Source organism: Granulicella sp. S156, from assembly GCF_009766105.1.
Lineage (GTDB): Bacteria > Acidobacteriota > Terriglobia > Terriglobales > Acidobacteriaceae > Granulicella.
The window spans coordinates 97285-116574 of the sequence record NZ_LMUH01000001.1; the positions used below are offsets into that span (position 1 = coordinate 97285).

A 19290-nucleotide genomic window follows, 5' to 3' on the forward strand; every position below is an offset into this window, starting at 1 on the left:
CAGAAGCCAGTCGCGCTAACGCTGTAGTGCAAGTGCAATCTCGTGGGTTGGAATCGCGCCCTCACGAAGGATCATCCACGAGTTGGCTCCGCCGCTCAGGTCGACGATAGTCGTTGCCATCGAGCGCGCAGTAGGCCCGCCGTCGACAATGAGCGGAATCTTGTCGCCAAACTGCTCTCGCACGCAGCCGGCGTAGGTACATTCCGGCAGGCTGCGCAGGTTTGCGGAGGTTGCCGTGATCGGCAATCCCAATTTGGCAACGACAGCACGGCAGATCGGAGCCTCCGGAACGCGCAACGCAACATTGCCGGTATTGGCTGTTACGCGCAAGGGCAGCTTGCTGCCGGCCTTCACGATGATCGTGAGAGGGCCGGGCCAGAAGCGTTCGGCGAGCCGGTCGAAACCAGTATCGATGCTTCGAGCGAGCTCATAAGCCTGGGAGACGTCGGCGATCAACAGCGACAACGGTTTGTGGCGTGCGCGCGATTTAAGATCGTAGATGCGGTCGACTGCACGAAGATTTACGGGATCGACGGCCAGGCCATAGAACGTGTCCGTGGGCAGGGCAACAACCTCACCACTGTTGAGGCGCTGCACGACACGCTCGATGAGCGCAGGCTCCGGTTCGTCGGGATGGATACGAAGAAGTTCAGCCGTCACAATGGGTACCTTATTCTATCTAGAGGACTTTTGCCCCGTCTTCGCTTATAGCACGGCAACACGTGGAGCGGGGTACGAGGGGTAAACTTAGAATCGCGATGACCTTGCCACAACCCATTATCAGCCGAACCAATGCTCGTGTGAAAACACTGCGCGCAGCGCTGAGTGGAAAGGCGTCACAGCCAGGTGAGCTGCTTGGTATCGAGGGAGAAAATCTCATCGTCGAAGCCATGCGGTCGCACACACGCTTCGACACGGTTTATATCCGCGAGGGAAGCGAGAACGTGCTGGAACGGTCGTCTCTCAAGGAACTGCAATCGAATCATTGGGCTGTGTTAAGCAGAGATGTCTTCGAGAGTGCAGTCGATACGGCTTCGCCGCAGGGAATCGCTGCAACCTTCAATATTCCCCAACTCACGCATAAAGATGCTCCGCCGGGCCCAGGGGTGGTTCTTGTTCTTGAAGATATTCAGGACCCCGGCAACTTCGGAACCTTGATCCGCTCCGCTGAGGCCTTCCAAATCAGCGCTGTTTACGTAACCTCGAGCACTGTGAATCAGTGGAACCCAAAGGCTGTGCGCGCGTCTGCAGGTTCCGTATTCCGTATTCCCATCGTGCGCGGCACCTTGCAGCAGATCCAGGGATGGCTCGCAGCCGAAGGAATTAGGCTCCACGCCGCCGTTGCCCATGCGGAAGGCGCAACTCCGGTAATGCAGGCCAGCCTGCTTGCTCCGTGCGCCGTCATGATCGGCAACGAAGGTGCGGGGTTGTCGGCAATCGCGCTCAACCTGGCCGATGATCAGGTGAATATTCCGTGCTTTGTCGAATCATTGAATGCGGCGATTGCAGGTTCAACCCTCATGTATGAGGCGTTCCGGCAGAATCTTCAGCGCACGTCTAAAGCCGCGACGGGGCAGCTATGAGTCTCTTTGACACAGGACTACCGGAACGGAGCGCCCAACGAGTCGTAAGGACCGCACCCCTGGCCGAACGCATGCGTCCGCGCTCGCTCGACGAATTCTTTGGACAGCAACATCTGCTGGGGCCGGGTATGCCGCTACGTTTGCAGATAGAACGTGACGATTCGGCCTCGCTATTGTTCTGGGGGCCTCCCGGTGTCGGTAAGACGACATTAGCTAAGATCATCGCCCGTGAGACGCAGGCTAGCTTTATCGAGTTTTCGGCGGTGCTCTCAGGCATCAAGGAAATTAAACAGGTGATGGTCGAGGCCGAGAAGGCCGCCGAGTTCGGCTCGCGCACGATCCTGTTTGTGGATGAGATCCACCGCTTCAACAAGGCGCAGCAGGACGCATTTCTGCCTTACGTCGAGCGCGGAACGATTCGCTTGATCGGCGCGACCACGGAGAACCCCTCCTTCGAGATCAACGCCGCGTTGCTTTCGCGTTGCCGTGTCTACACCCTGCGTGCCTTGGGGCAGGACGAGATCGTAGCTCTGCTACAAAGGGCCTTGCAGAATGGTGAACGCGGTCTTGGCCTGCTGCAGCTGGAGGTCGAAGAAGGTGCGCTGGATGCGATTGCCTCCTACTCCAGCGGAGATGCGCGCAACGCTCTCAACGCGCTTGAAGTTGCTGCAAAGCTGGTAGAAGGCCGCGGCGAAAAACTACTGACGCGCGCACTCGCGGCGGAGGCTCTTCAGCAGCGTGTGCTGCTCTACGACAAGAAAGGGGAGCAGCACTACGACATCATCTCGGCCCTGCATAAGAGCGTGCGCAACTCGGATGCGGATGCTGCGCTTTACTGGCTTAGCCGAATGCTGATTGCAGGAGAAGACCCAATGTACGTCGCGCGGCGCGTGGTCCGCATGGCCGTCGAAGATATCGGCCTTGCCGCCCCCGAAGCCTTGAATCTATGCCTCTCCGCTCGCGACGCCATGCACTTCCTCGGCTCGCCCGAAGGCGAACTCGCCCTGGCGCAGGCGGTTGTCTATCTGGCACTCGCGCCCAAGTCGAATGCGGTCTACACCGCGTTCGGAGCGGTGCGCTCGGACATCGAATCGCGCCCTGCGGAACCCGTGCCACTGCATCTGCGGAACGCTCCGACAAAGCTGATGAAGGAGCTCGACTACGGCAAGGACTACCAGTATGCTCACGATGTAGAGGGGCGTGTAGCCGACATGGAATGCTTGCCGCCATCGCTCGCCAACCGCCGCTACTACCAGCCCACGCAGGAGGGCCGCGAGAGGCTTCTTGCCCAGCGTATGGAAGAGATCGCCCGCATCCGCGAAGCAAAGCGACCGAAGTAAACATTTCCCCGGCACGATGCTCCAGCCGGGTTTTCCTCTACAGGACTCGATATCCTGTAGAGGAACATGGCAGCCATCACATCGCTTGATCCTCAGATTCTCCTTCATATCGCGCAAATCCTAAATCTACCGCTGCAAGGCGTTCGTGCCATCATGGCGCTCTTGGATGAAGGCTCTACCGTCCCGTTTATCGCTCGCTATCGCAAGGAAGCGACGGGCAATCTCGATGAGGTTCAGATTCGAGATACGGAGGAGAAGCTCGCGTACTTCCGAGAGCTTGTCGCGCGTAGAGAGACGATCCTCGCCTCCATCGCGGAGCAGGGAAAGCTCACCGATGAGCTGAAGGCTCGCATCGCTGCAACGTTGGATCGCAGCGAACTGGAAGACCTCTATCTGCCCTACCGTCCGAAGCGTCGCACAAAAGCCACGATCGCTCGCGAAAAAGGCCTCGAACCGCTAGGCCAATACATCTGGGCGCAGACGCCTGCTGCCATCGGTCTGGTCGAACTCGCACAGTCGCTCGTCGACCCGTCGAAAGAGGTGGCGACTATTGAGGAGGCGCTTGAGGGTGCACGCCATATTGTGGCCGAACTGATCAGTGAAGATGCCGCGGTTCGCAAGGCCGCGCGCCACCTTATGTTCGAAGAGGGCCTGATCGTCAGCCGCAAGAGCTTCGATGCAAAAGACGAGCAAGAGAAGTTCAAGATGTACTACGAATACCGCGAGCCCGTGAAGACAATTCCTTCGCACCGCATGCTGGCAGTCCGGCGTGGCGAGGCCGAGAGTGTCCTGTACTGGCTCATCGAACTGGAAGAGCCGCGTATCTCAGGGCTTCTGCGTTCCAGCATCCTGCGCAGTGAAGGGGATTGGACACCGCATCTCAACCTTGCGATCGAAGATTGCTGGAAGAGGCTGCTCAACGCGTCGATCCAGGGCGAACTCCGGCTGGAACTGAAGCGTCGCTCCGACACGGATGCGATTCAAGTCTTCCGCGAGAATCTGCAGCATCTTCTGCTGGCCGCACCGGCTGGCCCAATCGGTGTGCTTGGCATCGATCCTGGCCTGCGTACTGGCTGCAAGATCGCCATCGTGGATGAGACGGGCAAGTTTCTGGCGCATGATGTCATCTATCCCCACACCGGCAGGACGACAGAGGCCTCGCAGAAGCTTGCGGCCATGGTCGCAAAGCATAACGTCCGCGCCATCGCTATCGGCAACGGCACAGCCTCACGCGAGACAGACGCCTTTGTCCGTGACTTTATGCAGGAGCAAAAGATCGACGGCATCTTCCGCGTCACGGTTTCAGAGTCGGGAGCCAGCATCTACTCTGCCTCCGATATCGCAAGGCAGGAGTTCCCGGATCTGGACCTCACCGTTCGCGGAGCAATCTCTATCGCCCGGCGTCTTCAGGACCCGCTTTCGGAGCTGGTGAAGGTCGACCCCAAGTCCATCGGCGTTGGCCAATATCAGCACGACGTCGATCAGCGGCAGCTACAACAGTCGTTGGAGACGGTCATCGAAAGCTGCGTGAATCGTGTCGGTGTCGACCTCAATACGGCTTCGTGGACGCTGCTGCGTTACGTTGCCGGGATCAGTGAGCGTATCGCCCTGAACATCGTCGGTTACCGTGATACCAACGGTCGTTTCCGCTCTCGTACGCAGCTTCATGAGGTGCCGGGTATCGGGCCAAAGACGTTCGAGCAGTCGGCAGGATTCCTGCGTATTCGCAATGGTGAGGAACCGCTCGACAGCACGGCGGTGCATCCAGAGTCGTACTCTCTGGTGGCGCAGATCGCCAGTTCGCTCGATACGCCTGTCTCCGAACTCATCCGCAGTCCGCAGCTTCTGGCCAAGGTGAAGGCGACGGATTTTTCTGCTGGTACGTTTACTCTGAACGACATCCTAGAAGAGCTACGGAAGCCTGGTCGCGACCCGCGCGATCAGTTTGTAGCGCCGTCGTTCAACGAGTCTGTGCGCGAACTCTCAGACGTGCAACCGGGCATGGTGCTGGAAGGCGTCGTTACGAATGTGACAAAGTTCGGCGCGTTTATTGACGTCGGTGTCCATCAGGATGGTCTCGTGCACGTCTCTGAAATATCGAATCGCTTTATCAAGGATCCATCGGAGGTCTTGAAAGCCGGTCAGATCGTCAAGGCAAAGGTTCTGTCTGCGGATACGAAGACCAAGCGCATCTCACTGTCCATCAAAGCACTTCAGGCACCTTCTGCGCCAAAGCCCAGGACTCCGGTCACATCGAAGCCTGCGGCATCGATGGACGATAAGCTGGCAGCGCTCTCTACGAAATGGCGGGTAAGCTCCAACTGAATCGAATAGCTGCGCAGTCAGTCATCGTCCCTATGCCGCGCGATTGCTGCTGGCTGCCGTGAACGATATGATGAGAACATCTGACTCCTAAAGAGTCCATATCCTAAGTCACAACTCAACCGCAGAGGTTTCTCTGCACCTCACAGCTAGAGGAGTACAGTCCACTCGGATGGCTCACCTTACCCGTCACAACAACTGGATCATTGTCCTGCTGGGTGCTCTCTGCGTCGTGACCCCCTTTGCTGTCGACATGTATCTCCCGGCGTTTTCAGTGATTGCCACGGAGTACAAAACGACCACACCGGCGATCTCGCTCACGCTTTCCACCTACTTTGTCGGTTTCGCGCTGGGGCAGATGCTCTATGGACCTCTGCTGGACCGCTACGGAAGAAAGCGGCCGCTTTATGTAGGATTGACGGTCTACATCCTGTCCTCCATCGGTTGTGCAATGGCTCACAGCCTGCACGCGTTTGTTGCCCTGCGATTTCTTGAGGCATTGGGTGGTTGCGTAGCGCAGGTCGGCGCTATTGCCATGGTTCGAGATTTCTTTCCGGTGAAGGAGAGCGCCAAAATCTTCTCGCTCCTCTTCCTGATGATCGGTGTCTCTCCGTTGCTGGCACCGACGATTGGCAGTCTACTGATCGCCGGTTTGGGGTGGCGATGGATCTTCGTCGTTCTTGCCGCAATTGCATTCGTCATTCTCATGAGCACGTTTCTGTTGCTCCCCGAAGGTCACCAGCCGGATCACTCTGTCTCGTTGCGCCCTGAACCGATGTTGCGTGGTTTCTGGATGATTCTGAAGCAGCCGCAATTTCTGACCTACACCCTTGCAGGAGCCTTCTCTTTTGCGGGGCTCTTTGCCTATGTGGCTGGGTCGCCCATCATCTTTATGGATGGCTTCCACCTGGGGGTCAGAGCCTTCGGAATCGTCTTCGCCGTTCTGGTTATGGGTTTCATCGGTGGCAACCAGTTGAATGTCTTTCTGCTGCGCCGGTTCAGCAGCCAGCAAATCTTCTTTGCCGCGCTGGTCCCGCAGGTAACGATTGGCGCACTTTTCTTTGCCGGAATGCTTAGCCATATGCTGGGCCTGAAAGTAACTCTCGTACTGTTCTTTGGCTTCCTCTCGTGCATCGGCCTGACTTACCCAAACTCAGCTGCACTGGCGCTTGCTCCCTTCTCAAGCCACGCTGGCCGGGCATCAGCACTGCTGGGCTGCCTGCAGACAGGCACGGGAGCGCTGATTTCGATGGGCATCGGCATGCTTGGGGCCAGCTCTGTGGTGTCGCTGCTCTCTTCCACGGCACTGATCGCGTTGGTCGTTCTTCTGGTGGGTCGGAATAGTATTCGGCACATAGTCGAGAACGAAGAGCAGGATGCTTTGGTGCTGCACTAAGCAGTTCATTAGGGGGAAACTATCGACGCCTAATAGATTTTGCACTGTTTCTCTGCAAACAATGAGCATCCTACTTACTGCTAGAACGTAGGATGCTCATCGTTTGCAGACAATGGCGAATATTCCCAATACCGTTTCAGCAAAGAGACCTAGCTTACGCGCGCTAGGGGCAACAAACTTTTTCCTCGCAGATGTTCAAACAGGGCTTGGCCCCTTTCTTGCCGCTTATCTTGCCGGCGCTGGATGGGCAGCCGGCCGCGTCGGCATGGTGTTGACGCTCGGCGGCATCATCACCGTCGTCTTGCAGACTCCTGCGGGCGCTATCGTCGATCAGGTTCGGTCCAAGCGGCTGATTTTGATCGGAGGCTCGCTCTTGTTGGCCACAGGCGCAGTTCTTCTCTCAATCACCGCCGCGCCGTGGGCGGTGCTCACGTCTCAGGTCCTGGTAGGCGGAGCTGGGCCATTTCTGGCTCCAACCCTTGCAGCAATCACCATGGGGTTGGTTGGCGTCAGATACTTTGATCGTCAGTTTGGCAAGAATCAATCGTTCAATTCCGCTGGAAACGTCTTTTGCGCTCTGCTCATTGCGGGAGTCAGTAGGCCCTTCGGAAATCGAGCCATCTTTATTACTGCAGCAGTGCTCACGATTCCGACAATTCTCTCCGTCCTGTTCATTCGTCGGGACGACATCGACTATGAGATGGCGAGGGGCGGCTGCGAGCGCCAGGAAGAGGCCACGAGCACAAAAGCTGCCTCCATCATGAGCACGCTGCTCAGAGATCGCGTGCTTCTTGTATTTCTCGTCTGCGCCTTCTTCTTTCACTTCGCGAATGCGGCCATGCTCCCGCAGCTGGGAGAGATGCTCGCGAAAGGAGCTAAAGAGACGGCGGCTCCCTTTATGTCCGCATGCATCATCGTTACGCAGGTCGTGATCATGCTATCTGCGACAGCCATCGGCCGGTATGCCAATGTGCATGGTCGGAAACACTTGCTCCTCCTTGGCTTCGGAGTGCTTCCACTCAGAGCGTTGCTGTACACCCTGACACACAACACTGCTGGACTGATTGCCATCCAACTGCTGGATGGTGTGGCGAATGCCATCTTTGGGGTCGTCTCTGTTCTGGTCGTCGCCGACCGCACGCGAGGAACAGGACGTTTCAATCTTGTACAAGGGGGACTTGCAACTGCGGTCGGGTTAGGAGCGGCACTCAGCACCACATTCGGCGGCAAGCTGATTCAGCACTATAGCTTTCGGGCTTCGTTTCTTAGCTTAGGGGGTGTGGCCGCGATTGCCTTCATTCTCTTGTGGCTCGGCGTACCGGAAACACTGAGTGGCCGCATCCAATCGGAAGGCGATTCAAAGATTGCACCTCGCCTGCAAGAGGGCTCGTTATGAGAGAGTATGGTTTACTAGGCCCAAGCAAAAATGGAAGGAAGTGGTAGGCAATAGTGCCCATGCTCTCGCACGTTCTATTACCACTGATTGTTGCCGTCAGCATCCTGCTGATGCTCATTCGCCCGCGAGCCATTGCCGAGGTCTACTGGATCGGTGGCGGCGCTGCCTTACTCCTTCTCCTGCGTCTTGTACCCCTACAGCTTGCCGGTAAAGCTGTCGCGGAAGGCTCCGATGTCTATCTTTTCCTGATCGGCATGATGCTGTTATCAGAACTCGCTCGAGAGCACGGTGTCTTCAACTGGCTTTCGTCCGTGGCTGTGCGCAGCGCGAATGGATCGTGTTCTCGTCTCTTCACTCTGGTTTATGGTGTGGGAACGCTGGTGACAATCTTTATGTCGAACGATGCTACAGCGGTCGTTCTGACACCTGCGATTCTGACGGCGATACGCAAGGCGAAAGTCGAACCGCTTCCATATCTATTCATCTGCGCGCTAATCGCGAATGCGGCTTCTTTTGTCCTGCCGATCTCCAATCCTGCAAATCTGGTTGTCTTCCATGCTGGTATGCCTCCGCTGGGGCAGTGGCTTCTCTCGTTCGGTATACCGTCCATACTCTCCATCGCTGCGACGTACGCTGTGATGCGGTACTTATTTCGCAGAGAGCTCTGCGCTGCCATTGAGTGCGAAGTCGAAGCTGAACCCTTGAGCGGCGATGGCAAGCTCGTTCTAGGCGGGCTCTTCCTCATGGTCGTAGTGCTGCTGACTGCCTCCTCTCTTAGAAAGGACCTGGGCCTGCCAACATGTCTGGTTGCGCTCGTAATCACAGCCTGCGTCTCTCTGAGGGCGCGCAGTAATCCTCTCAAGCTCTTTCGTGAAATCAGTTGGGGCACGCTGGTATTGGTCGCTGGACTTTTCATCATGGTGGATGCCGTGGAAAGCATTGGCGCGCTACATCTCACCGAGTCCTGGCTAGTCTGGGTGCAGAAACTTCCTTCAGTAACAGGCGCTCTCGTTACTGGCTTGGCAGTAGGCGTCGCGAACAACCTAGTCAATAACCTGCCTCTGGGGTTGATCGCAGGAAGTACTCTGCACGCCGTCCACACGAAAGGCCTGCTCGCGAATGCTGTACTGATCGGTGTCGATCTTGGGCCAAATCTCTCCGTCAGCGGGTCGCTGGCAACGATCCTCTGGTTGCTTGCTTTACGCAAGGAGAAGCTCGACGTGAGCTTCTGGGATTTCCTCAAGGTTGGCGCGGTCGCAATGCCTATCGCGCTTTTGCTTTCGCTGGGTGGCGCAATGCTGGTGCAGATACTGTTTCAATCGACATAGCAGTCTTCACTGCCAAATTTCATTCGCGCGTACCGCAAACCTTTGGATTGCGTTTCGGACTGAAAGTTCCGCTAACATCGGCTCGCCGTCTTCGATGGCCCGAACGATTGCCAGATGGCGTTCAATGTCTTCGGTCCAAGCCGCCGCGGGCTGGGAATTCGCCGCGGTTCTCATCGAGACAAAGGCGAAGAGCGGAACCAGCAGCGTGCGTGCCTGCTGCACCAGAAAATCGTTTCCTGTGAGTTCGCAGAGGCGCAGGTGAAAGAGCAGGTCGGCCTCCAATAGTTCGGAGACGCTCTCCCGTTGAATCGCCGCCCTCATCCGATAGATCGCATCGTGCAAGGATTTTAGGTCGGCTTTTGCCTGTGAGAGTAAGCGGGCTGCCAGGCCCTCCAGTGCAGACCTCACCTCGTAAATATGGGCTATATCGCGGGCCGTATAAGAGGTAACTCGAGCGCTTCGTCCGGAGTTCTTAGTCGCAAAGCCTTCGTTGATGAGGAGATTGATAGCTTCGCGCACAGAGGTCTGTGCGACTTCGAATTTACGCGCCCAGAACTTTTCAACGATTCGCTGGCCTTGAGGAAGAGTTCCGCGGATAATCTCTTCTTTCAACCTGGCAGCCAGCGTCTGCTTGATCAGCAGAGAAGGCTTGAGTTTCGAATCGTTGGAGGCAGCCATCTGATTGTCCCGATAGTAGCATCTGTCTGTTAGTGCGTTGAACTGGCCGCCATGGTAATCGCCACAGCTAGCGTAAGAATGCCCAGCGAGAAGACCCCGATAGAGTGCTTCGAAGCTTTCTTCCACTCTCCAGAGAGCACCCCGGCAGCACAGGCCGTCAACACCATGGTGATCTGATAGATCGCCCAGCCGGCCGAATCCCCAAGACGGCCCAGTTGATACGTTGCCAGCCCATAGATCGCAACAGCGAAGATCCATAACAGACCCATCAGCAGGCTCAGAAAGAAGTCGGGATATACAGAGCGCAATTTGTTCCAGCTGCGATTGCGTCCGAGGAGATACAAGGTGTAGGCAAGATTGGGCAGAAGGCCTCCAGCCAGAGCGACAGGCCACACTGCGAGAACCGCGAGCGACGGTGTCGCTCCGTGTCGCAGAGCCGCCTGTGTAAGAGGCTGTCCGAAGGAGAAGGAGAGGTTGAGCATGGAGGAGAGCACGCCGGAGATGACTGCGATCAGCAGTCCACCTCCATAGTTTTTCTCTTTCTGCATCTGACCCGGTGCTTCGCGCAACTTACCGGCCCATCCCGACAGCCCGACCCCAAAGATCATCAGGATGCAGCCCGACAGAAGCATCAAACTGTCCCGGCTCATCAGGCTGGCTTCGTGCCGTGCGAAGAAGGGAATCAGCGTGCCGAAGACGGTGCCTAGCCCAACTACCAGTGTGAAGCCCAACGCCATTCCAAGGCGAACTACAGCGAGGCCGAAGAGCACCTGCGCGATGCCCCAACCTATTCCGAAGAGAAAGGGCGGAAGCATCTCAGAGGCGCTGACGGAGAGGTAGAGTGCAGGCCAGTGCGGCAGCGTCAGCCACGCCAGAGCACAAGGTACGACCACCAGCGAGACGATGCTGAAGATAAGCCAGGAACACTCCCATGGCCAGGTGCGGATACGTCTGAGCGGAAGCATGCAGTTGCCAACCAGCACACCACCCAGCAGCGATAGTCCAATACCTAAGGTGTTCGAGCTCATAGTAGGTCCGTGCTGCTTCCGGCTTCCTGGGGTGTCTGGTAACGCCCATCTCGTAGGTCGACGGGATGAACAAAGTGGGAGCTCAGATGCGGAATGTACTCCAGAAACTCTTCTGGATGGCCGATGGCGATGCGGTTGAAGAGCACGAGGTGTTGATGAATCTGTCCCATGTCACCCACATGCGGAATAACGGGAACGCCAAACTTCTTCGCCAGCAGGCTCACCGTAATGAATTCGCTGATGCCGCCCAGCCGGGTGCAGTCGGGCTGCAGAAATCGCACGCAATCGGCCTGCAGATAATTTTTGAAGATCACCCGGTTGGGAACATGTTCTCCCAGTGCGAGAGCCAGCGGAGCGATGGCCCTCGCCAGTGTCTGATGGGCGAATACATCGTCAGGATGAGTGGGTTCCTCAATCCACAGTGGACGAAAGGCCCCAAGCTCTTTGCAGGCGATAAGGGCCTGGGGCAGAGTCCATTGTTGATTGGCGTCGAACATAATTGTGACCTTCTCGCCGGCTACCTTGCGCAGTCCCTGCGCGCGCGATAGATCGTGTTCGAGCGGACCGCCCACCTTTAGCTTGAAGGCTCCGAAGCCCTCATTAAGACTGCGCTTTACCTTGTCTTCAATCTGCGCCGCATCGTACTGGTACCAGCCGACGCTGGTGTCATAGCCCGGATATCCGGTGGTGAGAACACCCTCTCTGCCTGCGCGCGAAGGGAACTCGGCTTCCAATAGCTGCAGCGCCTCCGCGGCATCGAGCACGTCCTCCAGATAGCTCAGGTCGAGAAGTTGCACGACCTGAGCAGGGGAGAGCGAGAGCAGGAGCTTCCATAGAGGCACGCCGCGAGACTTTGCCCAGAGATCGAAGCAGGCGTTGGTGATGGAGGCCAGCGCGAGGTGTACGACTCCCTTGTGCGGCCCCAGCCAGCGAAGCTGTACATCGTCCGCAAGCTTGCGAAAGGTCGCTCCGAAGTTCGCCATCAGCTCTTCGATGTCCCGGCCTTTGAGTTGTTGTCCCAGTAGCTCGATCGCTCCGCAAACCAGGTCATTGCCTCGGCCCATCGTCAACACCAGCCCGGTTCCGGTTAGTCCTGAGTCGAGCGTAATGAGGGTCACCGCGAACGAGTACACGGGGTCGGAGTGCACTGCGTCTGAGCCTGCGCCTGCTTCCAGTTTAAAGCGGCGATCCTGCGCTGAAATCTTCGTTACATTCATAGTCGGTATCCAAGCTCGGCGCCACCGCTCACCGGCAAGATACATCCGGTAATGAAGCGTGCCGCTGGTGATAGTAAAAATACGGAGGCGTCCGCGATCACATCGCCTCCCGGGCAATACCCAAGCGGGTGGATCCGATCCAGGTAGGATTCGATCTCGGCGGGATTTTCCTGTTCCGTAGACCACTGACGCAACATTGGCGTCCAGACCCCTGCAGGACATACGGCGTTGACTCTTATCCCGTCAGAGGCGTAGTCCAGGGCCATGGCCTTGGTCAGGGAGATCATTCCGCCCTTCGTCGCTACATACGCCGCATGGTTCGTCTGGCCCATAGTGCCTACCATGCTTGCAGTGTTCAGGATCGATCCACGCGAGGCTTTCAGCGAGGTGTAGCAGGCTTTCGCTGTCCAGAAGACCGATTTCAAATTCACGCAAAGCAGGCGGTCCCACTCCTCTTCTTCTGTCAGGTGCAGAGGCTTTGAGGGCATGCTGATGCCGGCATTGTTATGAACGGCATCGATGCCCCCGAACTCTGCAAGGACCTGTGCCACGGCCTTCGTCACCGAGGCTCCATCTGCAACGTCGCAAGAGACCCCGAAGGCGCCGAGTTCCTGCACGGCCTTCTCGGTTTGTTCATGATCGACATCGGCTATGGCGACGCGGGCGCCTTCGCGTAGGTATGCGCGAGCGCACTCCAAGCCAATTCCTTGAGCGCCGCCCGTAATCAGAATGCATTTTCCCTGCAATTGCCCTGGCATATACCTGCTCCAAGTTTCAAACGAATAGGCGTTCGTGTGCCGAGTGGAAGTATATGTTTGAGCGCTCAAAATTGTCCAATAGCTGTTTTGCTTTTCTTGTTGTCATTCCCGTAGGGAATCTGCTGTTTAGGTTGTCACGAGTGCCAAAGGCGGCTCCAGTGCGGCATAGGGTGCTAGCCCATACGGGAGAGAAGCATGTTACGAGGGAAGAAGAGGATTTAGCAAAATCAGCAGAGTGGCATGGCACCAGCCCTGAAGGGGCGGTATATCCCAGCCTTGTATCTTTCGAAGTGAAGCGTAAAGATAGTTTGCGTTTCGGCGGAGAGGCCGTTCCCAGCCGAGGCCTGCGGAGCAGAGCCTGAGCCCCAGATCGGCCCTCCGTCCCTCTCTTTTAACACCGTGGAGAATCGAAGGCCGTAGAGCCTGCATGATCAAGGTCGGTGCGAAGAGTTAGCCCGTTCGCGCGGGTAGGGACGGACGAGCCGGAGCCCTATCTTAGCAAACGGAGAAGGTCGATGATCAAGTCCTTTACCCCTGAGCGTGAGCCGTGCAGCCGCGAAGCGAATATCTTCTGCGGTATCGATGTGGGAGCTGAGACCCTGGTGGTGGCGGTTCAACCGGATCAGCACCGAGAGTTCCCCAACAGCTCTTGCGGGCATCGACAGCTGATCGCCTGGTTAGGCAAGTTCGGGTTCACGCGGGTCACGTTGGAAGCCACCGGGATTTACTGGCTGGATCTAGGGTTGGCTCTGGACGCGGCTGCCGGGATCGAGTGCGCGGTGCTCAACCCCAAGTCCGCCCATAACTTCGCCAAGACCCTGGGGCGGCGCTCCAAGACCGATAAGTTGGATGCGCAGTCCCTGGCCGAGTACAGTCGGCGGATGGGCTTCATCGCCTGGCGCCGGCCAAGCGTGGAAGCTCTGCAACTGCGCTCTCTTAGCCGCCATATCGAATCGCTCACCATCGAGCGGGTGCGGGATAGCAACCGGCTGCACGCGGCTGAAGCCACAGCCTCAACACCCCGTTGCGTGTTGCAGGATCTGCGCCGGTCGCTCAAGGCGATGGAGAAACGTATCCGCGACCTGCGTTCGGCGGCGGTCCAGCTGATCCGGACACACGAAGTTCTCCGCCAACAGTTCCAACTGCTGATCGCCATGCCAGGCATCGCCGACATCAGCGCCGTGCACCTGCTGGGAGAACTGGCTGCGCTGCCGTCCGGCCTGTCGGTGCGAGAGTGGGTCGCCTACAGCGGCCTCGATCCCGCCCACCAGGTCTCTGGCACTTCGGTCCACAAGCCATCCAGAATCAGCCGCTCTGGAAGTCGTCACTTGCGACGAGCCCTCTACATGCCCGCGCTGGTGGCCTCACGCCGTGATCCGCATCTCAAGGCCTTCTACCAGGCCCTGCTCAGCCGTCACAAAGCAAAGCTCCACGCTCTGATCGCCGTCGCTCGAAAGATCCTCCATGCCATCTATGGCATCTTCAAGCACCAAACTCCCTACAATGGCGCTCTCCTCTTCCCTAACCTCACCCCCACTGATTAGAAACTCTTCTCTCTACTCTCAAAAAACTTGCTTCTCAAGAGAGAATCTGGGGCGCAAGCCCCAGGTAAGAGGCCAACTTTGGATCAAGCGCTGAAAGCGCGATATATCTCGGCTGCTCCGGCAAGATGCGCCAGACGTTCGACCGTCAAACTCCTGTGTGAATCAGATCGAAACGGTACAAACAACTTGTTGAGGCACAGACCGGAAGACTCGAGCATCTTTGGTGGCTCCTTTGCGATTACGTCTGTTGCAGGCTCTGGCGTGTTGGCTACAGGGTGGCTGGTTCCAGACGCTCAAGTCGCAAACAACACGCTGTATGTATCCACAGCCTCAGGTGTTCCCTCAAAAGGTGGCGGGTGTGGCTCATGCTCTATAGCCGTTACAAGTAGCTACCGATGCCAGATGACATTACTCGGAGTCGCAAAGGCAATCTCGTCAACATCATCGGGTACGACGATATTCAAGTGGAAGGATGCATCTCTCCTGTCGCCGTGAACAAGTGCCTGTCTAACGGTGACCACGATGCAGTGTCCTTCCTGGTGCTGGTTTACACCACTCACGAAAGCAGAACTGCTAAGGATAAATCCATCGACTTTTACATTCGTAAGCCCGCCGGAAGAGGAACTCACCGCATGAATCTCACTGACGCCTATGCGCGACACAGGAGTGCCGTACTCAAATAAGACATACGCATAAGCTGCCACAAGCAAAACCACGCCCAGTAACAGATATGAAACTGCTTTTAGGATTCGCATTTACACCTCTTTACGCTAAGAACAGCCCGTGCCGCCATTGGCTTTATTAATTGCATTCTGAAGGTTGGTGGGATCGTCAAGAGTGCCGCCTGTAGCAGGATCGAGATTTTGCCCCGTCGTCTGACTCCACGCAGCTGCTGCGAAACCAGAGCACGGAAAAGTTAATGTCCAGGCGGCGTCGCCCTGAGCAATCTCGGCTGAAATATATTTCGCCAAAGTTCCCGCTTGTGCCGCAGTAATATGTGTAGATTCGCTAGCGGTAGGTACGTATGCTAGTTCGGAGTTCTCGTTTACTCCCCCCACTCCTTGCGCACCATGAGTATTTCCCCATGTTCCATAGGTATATGTGACGCCACTATCGGTTGTAAAAGTAATCCAAGCATGACCGTCTCCGGCAGCATTACTCGATGTGCTACCACTGGATGAGCTAACCCCACTGGTATTTATCGTTAATGTTCCAGAAACTGCCGGTGGTGCCGTGATTTCGCTAGCACTAGTTGGTGTAGGAGCCACATTTGCGGGCCGGATTACAGCTGTAGGACATGGTTTAAGGTTTGGATTCGGGGCAGGTGACGAGGGAGAACCGCTTCCTCCGCCACCACCTCCTCCGGTGACACCACTACCGCCGCCTCCAACGCCACCAGCTCCACCATCACCTCCATCATCGTCACCGCCGCCGTCAACATTGACACAGTTTCCATCGTTAGGGCCGCAGTTAGGGTCAGAATAGAGTCCCAGAGCGTCGAGATACTTGAGAGGATCATTGAGGACATAAGCGTAAAGGTTGAGGGATTGGGGACTACTGAGATTGGCGTAGTATTCGCCGGAGGGGTCGGGCGACATCCAGCGACCGAGGCTTGGATTGTAGCTGCGGTACTTATAGGTATCGAGGCCGGTCTCATCGTCGTGGACCTCGCCCGTGAATGAGATGGCCGCAGCGGAGGCGATGCCTGGAGCTTTGCGAGAGGTGCGGTCGCGCAACAGCGTGCCGAAGGGGGCAAAATCGCCCTGGCTAAGAACAGTCCCATCGGCTGAGAGGGCCATGCGAGTGAGGCCGACGGTGTCGGTCAAAAAGTAGGTGGTTGCGTCAGTGACGGGGTTGCCGGTGGTCGGGTCGGAATGGGTGGAAGTACTGGCGATACGGTTGCCCTGGGCGTAGACGTAGTCGATCCATATGCCATCGGGCTGTTGCTGGGCGAGGAGTTGGCCGTCGAACCAGATATAACGGGTGTCGGCGGTGCCGCTGCCCGTCTTTATCCTTTTTAGGATGCGGTTGCCTTCGGCGTCGTAGCGGTAGGTTATGGCGCCGTCATCTACGCTCGCGATGTAGCCGTCCGCGTTGTAGGTGTAGCTGTGGCGACCGTCGAAGGTCATCTCGCCGACGGTGTTGTAAGTGAGACCGCTGGACGGTGTGAAGCGGTTCTCCGCGTCGAAGTGCCGCTTATCCTCCGGAAGAGCAGAGGAGGCGCGATTCCCGAAGGGATCATAGTCAAAGGAGTTCTGAATATTGCCTTCGGCCTGCTCGGCTTTCGTGACGCGGTCCAAAGCGTCGTAGGTGTAGCGGAAGCTGGAGGTGGGGTCAAGATCGTCCGAGAAGGAAGAGATATCACCGGAGGGAGTATAGGCATAGACCTTAGCGAGTTGCTGCTTGCCGTGGCTGGAAGCGGATAGTTCTACCAGATGCTGAGCTGTATCGAAGCTACGCTGCACCGCGATGGCATCACCGAGGGTGTAGCCAGTGAGGTAGCCCGCTGCCGAGTATGCAGGGGTCGAGATGTACCGTGTTGTGGAACTGGAGATGGAGTCGAGTTGGCCGTTTGTGCCCCAGGCTTGGGTAAGAATGGTTCCGTCGGGGTAGGTAATTCCTGTGAGCCGGTCACTGGCATCATACTGCAGGCTGATTGCAGCAGTCGGCGTGTCCTGATTGGCAGGAGCGTCTACGGTAAGGCCGATGAGATGACCATGGCCATCGTAATGGTAGACGCGTCTGTCCAAGGGAGCATCCAGAGTGCCGCGATAGGCGGTGACGGTGGTGTCGTCGTAGACAATGTGTGCAGCCGGGGAGCCGTCGGAATACGTCTTGCTGACAAGACGCCGTTTTGCGTCCCACGTATAGGTGATCGTCAGATTGCGAGCGTCCGTCTTGGTCGCAATGTTGCCGTTTGCGTCATAGGTATAGGTGATCGTTCCTGCTTCAGGACTGGTTGCAGAGATGATGCGCGACTGGGCATCGTACGTAAAGGTGCGGATGCGAGGTGTGTCGTTGTGCGCGCCGTGTTGAACGATTTTGACGACTTTGCCCTGCGCGTCGTAGGTGATGTCGGTTGGTAGGGTGGGCTTGCCTTGTGCGTCGGGTTCAAGAACCTGCGTAACGCGACCGACGGTGTCGCGAGTAATGACTGATGCAGCCGAAGTGGTGGCATATCGTCTCGCCGCTCCCTGCGCCTTCAGCCTGGACCAATTCACAGGTGCGGCGATACGGCTGTCACGAAGACGATGTGCCTGAGTTAAAGCGCTTGTCTGCGCAAAGAGGGATACACCGGAGAGACTAAGGGCAACGGCAAGCAGTGCAGTGCTCTTCAAAAAACACCTCAGACAACTAGGTTAATATTTCAGCGAATACTATCACAATGTACAAAAAACGTTGATCGTCCTCCCCCCGGAAGCCCCTGGAATTAGAGACTTGCATTCGCTGCTGGTTACGGGCGGGCCTGTTTACCTGCAAGTGACAGAGGCGCAATACAAGAAGCTCAAGCGGTGAACTCTTTCATCCTTATCCAGCACGTTCCCAATCAAGATCCGACCGCCAGAACCAATCGCTTCAACATGATTGCGTAATTGTACTCAAACCGCTATGAATCAAAGGCCAGTCCGTAATGGACTGGTCTTTTCTTGTGCTCAGAATAGTACTAATGCCTTAATGTGTGATCGAACCTTATTTCGATTTCAGATCATTTATGGCCGACTGCAACTGGTCGGGAGGAACAGCACCTTGAGCAGCACCAGTAAACCCTTGAGCCATGGCAGGAGTACAACTAGGATCGCTAGGTTGTCTCGCTATACCCCTCAAGGTATATGGCTGTGAAGCCGGAAGGGGCGACGTCAGTTCCATCTGGTGTCTGAATACCGTTCCCGAATCTATAGACATAGAGGAACTTGGTAATACCATCCCTCCCAAAGGCGTCATGGTATTCAATGCAGCCGTAGGCGCAGAGGGCAGATTTCCCCATCATCAAATCGGTGATGTCGTTGTTTTTCAAGCTGGTAGATTCGATCCCGACCATGACGACTTCGGGCAGGATGCCGGGAGCCATCATCTCCTTTCGGGCATACCCCTCATTCGTATAGACAGGCGATTTATCCAGTTGTGGAATGGAAGGATAAGTTTTGGGCACCGCTGGGACAATGTGACACCTGTAGCGTTCCCGAACGATTCGTGCGGGCGTGGTTCCGCAAACCTTCATGCGAAAGCCCACGGCCGGAGAAATCAGTTTCTCAATGCACTCTTGGAGCGGTGGGGGATTTATAACCTTGTGAATCAAAACCCAAGCCCGGTCAGCATTCATCTGCGCCTTGATTTGTTTCTTGATAGTGCGAAGGGTAAACAAGCCAACGAATCCCCCTATAACACCCAACCCCGCGAGAACCCAATTCGAGGCGTTTGCCGGGGCGAAAGCAGCCTTCAAATACGCCTTGATCTCTGGTCCTGTAAGCAAGACTGCGAGCATCACCAATATTTTCAGCATAGTTCCGCAATTGTAACGACGCAGCAGCTTCCGTGATGCAAACCCCTGACAGTCCTTTCGCGCTGCGGCCCCATCGTATCGGCCTAGCGGCGGCTACCCCATACTGCCTACCCGCTCGGGCTACCCGAAATCGCCAAAATGACGTATACCGGCGGGTAACGGCGATATACGTTCGGTAACGAACGCATGCCACCAAAAC

15 protein-coding genes are annotated in these 19290 nt (G+C 56.7%); 7 read left to right on the forward strand and 8 right to left on the reverse strand.

What is annotated here, in order from left to right; translation table 11 throughout:
• Positions 1–15 precede the first annotated feature (15 nt).
• Positions 16–660 (reverse strand): L-threonylcarbamoyladenylate synthase, encoded by a 645-nt coding sequence (locus GSQ91_RS00490; protein WP_158819293.1) that lies wholly within the window; start codon positions 658–660, stop codon positions 16–18.
• Positions 661–758: 98 nt separating this feature from the next.
• On the opposite strand from GSQ91_RS00490, the gene GSQ91_RS00495 reads away from it, so the two are divergent.
• The 6 genes from GSQ91_RS00495 (at position 759) to GSQ91_RS00520 (ending at position 9365) form a co-directional block, all read left to right on the forward strand.
• On the forward strand, positions 759–1583 hold the full coding sequence (locus GSQ91_RS00495) for an RNA methyltransferase (RefSeq protein WP_158819294.1): 825 nt from the start codon (positions 759–761) through the stop codon (positions 1581–1583).
• Positions 1580–2923 carry a replication-associated recombination protein A gene (locus GSQ91_RS00500; protein ID WP_158819295.1) on the forward strand — a complete coding sequence of 448 codons (1344 nt, stop codon included), beginning with the start codon at positions 1580–1582 and terminating at the stop codon, positions 2921–2923. Before GSQ91_RS00495 ends, GSQ91_RS00500 begins: the two co-directional genes overlap by 4 nt.
• Before the next feature lie 66 nt (positions 2924–2989).
• Positions 2990–5248, forward strand: coding sequence for a Tex family protein (locus GSQ91_RS00505; RefSeq protein ID WP_158819296.1), 2259 nt, complete (start codon positions 2990–2992; stop codon positions 5246–5248).
• 169 nt (positions 5249–5417) lie between these two features.
• The gene (locus GSQ91_RS00510; protein WP_158819297.1) at positions 5418–6641 is read left to right on the forward strand and encodes a multidrug effflux MFS transporter; all 1224 of its coding nucleotides are present in this window, start codon (positions 5418–5420) and stop codon (positions 6639–6641) included.
• A 112-nt stretch (positions 6642–6753) separates the two neighbouring features.
• Positions 6754–8037 (forward strand): MFS transporter, encoded by a 1284-nt coding sequence (locus GSQ91_RS00515; protein ID WP_158819487.1) that lies wholly within the window; start codon positions 6754–6756, stop codon positions 8035–8037.
• Positions 8038–8096: 59 nt separating this feature from the next.
• Positions 8097–9365: an SLC13 family permease gene (locus tag GSQ91_RS00520; protein ID WP_158819298.1), complete on the forward strand. Its 1269-nt coding sequence runs from the start codon at positions 8097–8099 to the stop codon at positions 9363–9365.
• Between the two features lie 6 nt (positions 9366–9371).
• Here GSQ91_RS00520 and GSQ91_RS00525 read toward each other — a convergent pair whose 3' ends face one another.
• Genes GSQ91_RS00525 through GSQ91_RS00540 form a run of 4 tightly spaced genes read right to left on the reverse strand, consistent with a single transcriptional unit; the run spans position 9372 to position 13046 of the window.
• Entirely contained in the window at positions 9372–10043 is a 672-nt protein-coding gene (locus GSQ91_RS00525; RefSeq protein WP_158819299.1) for a GntR family transcriptional regulator, read from the reverse strand.
• Between the two features lie 29 nt (positions 10044–10072).
• A complete protein-coding gene (locus GSQ91_RS00530; protein ID WP_158819300.1) occupies positions 10073–11071 on the reverse strand; it encodes an L-rhamnose/proton symporter RhaT in 999 nt (332 codons plus the stop codon).
• Positions 11068–12288 (reverse strand): enolase C-terminal domain-like protein, encoded by a 1221-nt coding sequence (locus GSQ91_RS00535; protein WP_158819301.1) that lies wholly within the window; start codon positions 12286–12288, stop codon positions 11068–11070. The genes GSQ91_RS00530 and GSQ91_RS00535 overlap by 4 nt, the downstream gene beginning before the upstream one ends.
• Positions 12285–13046 (reverse strand): SDR family NAD(P)-dependent oxidoreductase, encoded by a 762-nt coding sequence (locus GSQ91_RS00540; RefSeq protein WP_158819302.1) that lies wholly within the window; start codon positions 13044–13046, stop codon positions 12285–12287. The genes GSQ91_RS00535 and GSQ91_RS00540 overlap by 4 nt, the downstream gene beginning before the upstream one ends.
• Positions 13047–13486: 440 nt before the next feature.
• Here GSQ91_RS00540 and GSQ91_RS00545 point away from each other — a divergent pair, with 440 nt between their 5' ends.
• A complete protein-coding gene (locus GSQ91_RS00545; protein ID WP_158819303.1) occupies positions 13487–14590 on the forward strand; it encodes an IS110 family transposase in 1104 nt (367 codons plus the stop codon).
• A gap of 389 nt (positions 14591–14979) precedes the next feature.
• Here the strand turns inward: GSQ91_RS00545 and GSQ91_RS00550 are convergent, their stop codons facing one another.
• The 3 genes from GSQ91_RS00550 to GSQ91_RS00560 all read right to left on the reverse strand — a co-directional run bounded on the left by GSQ91_RS00550 (position 14980) and on the right by GSQ91_RS00560 (position 19091).
• Positions 14980–15345 (reverse strand): hypothetical protein, encoded by a 366-nt coding sequence (locus GSQ91_RS00550; RefSeq protein ID WP_158819304.1) that lies wholly within the window; start codon positions 15343–15345, stop codon positions 14980–14982.
• 15 nt (positions 15346–15360) lie between these two features.
• Positions 15361–17928 carry an RHS repeat-associated core domain-containing protein gene (locus tag GSQ91_RS00555; RefSeq protein WP_158819305.1) on the reverse strand — a complete coding sequence of 856 codons (2568 nt, stop codon included), beginning with the start codon at positions 17926–17928 and terminating at the stop codon, positions 15361–15363.
• A 461-nt stretch (positions 17929–18389) separates the two neighbouring features.
• Positions 18390–19091, reverse strand: coding sequence for a hypothetical protein (locus GSQ91_RS00560; RefSeq protein WP_158819306.1), 702 nt, complete (start codon positions 19089–19091; stop codon positions 18390–18392).
• Between the last annotated feature and the right edge of the window lie 199 nt (positions 19092–19290).

Coding starts and splice junctions, on each gene's coding strand:
- GSQ91_RS00495 (WP_158819294.1), top strand. CDS start 759: ATGACCTTGCCACAACCCATTATCAGCCGAACCAATGCTCGTGTGAAA.
- GSQ91_RS00550 (WP_158819304.1), bottom strand. CDS start 15,345: ATGCGAATCCTAAAAGCAGTTTCATATCTGTTACTGGGCGTGGTTTTG.
- GSQ91_RS00520 (WP_158819298.1), top strand. CDS start 8,097: ATGCTCTCGCACGTTCTATTACCACTGATTGTTGCCGTCAGCATCCTG.
- GSQ91_RS00515 (WP_158819487.1), top strand. CDS start 6,754: ATGGCGAATATTCCCAATACCGTTTCAGCAAAGAGACCTAGCTTACGC.
- GSQ91_RS00560 (WP_158819306.1), bottom strand. CDS start 19,091: ATGCTGAAAATATTGGTGATGCTCGCAGTCTTGCTTACAGGACCAGAG.
- GSQ91_RS00500 (WP_158819295.1), top strand. CDS start 1,580: ATGAGTCTCTTTGACACAGGACTACCGGAACGGAGCGCCCAACGAGTC.
- GSQ91_RS00505 (WP_158819296.1), top strand. CDS start 2,990: ATGGCAGCCATCACATCGCTTGATCCTCAGATTCTCCTTCATATCGCG.
- GSQ91_RS00510 (WP_158819297.1), top strand. CDS start 5,418: ATGGCTCACCTTACCCGTCACAACAACTGGATCATTGTCCTGCTGGGT.
- GSQ91_RS00535 (WP_158819301.1), bottom strand. CDS start 12,288: ATGAATGTAACGAAGATTTCAGCGCAGGATCGCCGCTTTAAACTGGAA.
- GSQ91_RS00530 (WP_158819300.1), bottom strand. CDS start 11,071: ATGAGCTCGAACACCTTAGGTATTGGACTATCGCTGCTGGGTGGTGTG.
- GSQ91_RS00540 (WP_158819302.1), bottom strand. CDS start 13,046: ATGCCAGGGCAATTGCAGGGAAAATGCATTCTGATTACGGGCGGCGCT.
- GSQ91_RS00525 (WP_158819299.1), bottom strand. CDS start 10,043: ATGGCTGCCTCCAACGATTCGAAACTCAAGCCTTCTCTGCTGATCAAG.